At 42.1% G+C, this 3,428-nt stretch carries 2 protein-coding genes; both read right to left on the bottom strand.

What is annotated here, in order from left to right; genetic code table 11:
- Positions 1-100 precede the first annotated feature (100 nt).
- Positions 101-856 (bottom strand): hypothetical protein, encoded by a 756-nt coding sequence (locus tag F6K57_RS40250; protein ID WP_293074495.1) that lies wholly within the window; start codon positions 854-856, stop codon positions 101-103.
- 569 nt (positions 857-1,425) lie between these two features.
- A partial coding sequence (locus tag F6K57_RS40245; RefSeq protein ID WP_293074492.1) for a hypothetical protein occupies positions 1,426-3,428 on the bottom strand: 2,003 nt, incomplete at its 5' end.

The raw sequence follows: 3,428 nt of genomic DNA, 5'->3' as shown, positions 1-3,428 counted from the left end.
GGGTCAGGCATAGCACAAGTTGTGAAGAGTACAATAGGGTAAGCTGAGCATCGAGTAGGTAAGCAGTTCATCCTTCTATTTTACCATTATCAGCAGCTGCTCAAGTATTTCTGCCGCGCTGCACTAGGTTGATTTGAGTCATTGCCCAATAGATAGGGAAATCTGATTTGGTGTAAACCGACAATGCTCGTTGGTATTGGGTAATGGCAAGTTCTAGATTCAATCCCCTGTCGCCACGGATTCTGGTTCTGTAGGCTTGCCCCAGGTTGGTTTGAATCGCTGCCCAACTTTCCCGCTTACTCTCACGGGTAAACACCGTTAGCACCTGTTTGTAACCAGCAATGGCGATTTCGATGTTATTGGCTTTATTGCCTAGAGGAAACTGCTGGATCAGGTTGCTGAATTCCCAAATAACTTTAGCAATGTATTCTGCTTGAGCTTCTGAGAGTTTAGCACTTGCCCAGGTTTCCAGGATGTCAATAAAGTTATCATCCAGTTTGTCTAGGTTGGCTCCCAGGAGTGGGTAAACTACTTTGGGGTTGCTATCGCTGTTGTCAGTTGCCAGCAATACCTCTATCAATAATTCCAGATAGTCTTCGGATGAGGGATTAGCTGAGGTAGGGGTTTCTGAGATTCCCAGGATATCTAAAAGCTCACTCCTCAGACCCAGTAAAACCTCAGCGTTGTTTTGCTTGCCCTCTGCTGTCAGTTGTTCTGCTACTTGTGCCATTACCTGCAATAACTCTGAATCCACTAACTCACGGTTGCTCTCAAGAATTTTGAATTCTTCACCGCTGGGACAAGTTAGCACTTGCTCGATCAGCTTCAGGTATGCTCGTAGTCTTTGTTTGTCCATTTTTGCGGGTTTTTTCGGGTGCATCCGAGCTTTGGCAACAATACGACCATTGAAGGCTAAAACACTTCTCCCGTTCCCTCAATTGTAGAGTTACAACATAGATTTACAACATTGAGATGCACCGGTTTTTTATTACCCCTACTCCCGACTCCCCACCCTTCTATATAATAAATGGGATAATGCGATCGCGCTGCCCACCAACAGCAAATTAATTAAAAACTAGAAAATGAATCGTAGGGTGGGCAGTGCTTCCGAGAAATTTCCAAGCTTGGGATAGCTTTTATAGGCACTGCCCACCAACAGGAAATTAATTAAAAACTAGATAAAATTAATCATATGGTGGGCAGTGCTTCATACCAATTTCAAAGCTGACAATATCGAAGGTAAACACTGCCCACCCTACGCGGCTATCTAGATCATGCGATCGCGCTGCTGGTCAATCCCAACCAGGAAGATGGTGGGTTACGGGGCGGATACAAATTGATTGGTAATCCCTCAAAATCCTGGCCGCCCCTAACCCACCCTACCCCCTATCTAGATTATGCGATCGCTAATCTTGTCGGGTGCGTTTACCCTGGCTTGTTGATTAATCTGACTTTCTCTACACCTTCGATCATCTCTAAAGCAAATTGTGCAGAAGTAAATGAAGGAAATGTAATTGTGTTTTTTTGTAATTCCCTTTCAATGTCTTGTTTAAATTGAGCGATATTGATCGTTCTTGTATCTTGATCTTTCCAAGGAATCTGATCAACCTTGGCTTGAATTTCTTGACCATGTTTGTTTTTCAATTTTTTACAAAAGGTTACCCCCCCATGGTCTAAGTCCAGCCCAAAATGAATGGTTTCTGGTTTCTGATGAATATCAACTGTTTTTACTTCCCCTTTAAATAAGCAAATCAAGACATTGGCAGAAAGGCGATCCATTCGTAGCAATGGTAGTTTATCTTGGTCAGGAATAGCATTATCATTATCAACTACCTTGTCATAACCATCAACGAGTAAACCAGGCCAACCTGCTACGACATCAGAGCGTAATAAAAACCCAGTTACCTGTTCATGAGGGTTTGTTGCTGGACTTTCCGAATGGCTACTATCATGGGCATGATCTGAGGTGGTGACTCGTCCAATACTAAATGCCCCATCTAACAAGCATTCTATCCATAATGGATCGACCCAGAAGAAGCGGATTGATTCTACGGGTAACATCTGTTCGTCGGGGACTAAGTAATTAAAGGGTACGCCCTTGAGAAGACTTAAGTTGGTAAACCAGGATGCGATCGCATCGGGGAGTTCAGTATTGGACTGATTGTAAAACGGTAAATGACTTTCGGTATCTTGAATGATCTTTCCATGTCTGTGGCTGCGCTTCCAGTGGTAGAGACTGATCGAGAAATTTTTACTCTGTAAAGCCAGCAACCGCCCTAGTTCCCAAGCAGCAGCATAGGAAATATCGAACATACCGTTATTGGGATTGTAGCGCACTAGCTCATCGGCGGCACGGATGGGTAAGGTGATGTTATTGGTAGGATTGTTTCCAGTTATTAACGGGCTATGATACCAGGAGAATGTTTTGCCTCCCTGTCGTAAAAAGTGGGGTAGGGGAAGGTAGCCCATTGACAGGTATCCTTCCGCTTCGGTATTATTAATCTTGGGTAATCTGAGGATACTGGGTTTTCGGTTAATCTTAGTCAGTAATCCTTTAAAGGTTTGTTTCTCATCTACACAGGCAAACCGCCAACTTTTGAGGCTGACTAAACGAATATAATCATTCTCTCCTGCATCTTGAAAATTAAAGCCATCATTTTTATAACGTCCTTCTATAGAAATGAGATGGACGGTGCTGATACTGCCTTTTTTGGGTAGTCTATTGCCAATAATGACGGCTAGTTCATCTCCGACTAATGTCCCTTGGTCATCTGTTCCTTGGCGTACATGTGCAAGATAGGCTAAATCTTCTTTGGTGGGTAAAATTTTATCTAATAACGATTTTTGGACATCAATTACGGTTACTTTATCGTCTTCGTGCTGTCCACTTTCTAGTTCAAAATCTGGAAATTTAGCGGGATAACTCTGGTTTTTTTTTAATTCTTTGAGGGTGATAACTTGGGGTTCTGGTTTCTCTTCTTCTTCAAAGAAGAGCAAAGCTAACCAAGGTATATTTTCAATTGCATATTCCAGAATCAATGATTTATCATTATCCGTTAGCTCTTCTCCAATTGTGTCTTTTAGCTTATCTAAAAAAGATTTCTGTCCCAAAAATACCTGATCTTTGAGATCTTTTAGCTTTTCTAAGACATCCTCAGGAACATTTTCTGATTTCATATTTCTCAGAGATTGTTCAGTTATTTTGAAATTGGCATCATCCTGACTTTCCAAAGGTAGACGTTCCCAAGGTAAGGTACTGCGGTTTAGGATAATATGGGGTAGAACATTGGAATGTTCCCCTAAGCTACCAGCCGGGGGAAATACAGCATGAATATCTTTGGGTTTTAAATCAAAGCGTTCTCCTGCAACAGTAAAACGAAATGGTTTACTCCCATCAGGTGGAAACTTAGTATTTTTAGGGATGTTTA

This window comes from Moorena sp. SIO4A5 (genome assembly GCF_010672005.1).
GTDB lineage: Bacteria > Cyanobacteriota > Cyanobacteriia > Cyanobacteriales > Coleofasciculaceae > Moorena.
This window is presented reverse-complemented; position numbering and strand designations above follow the sequence as displayed.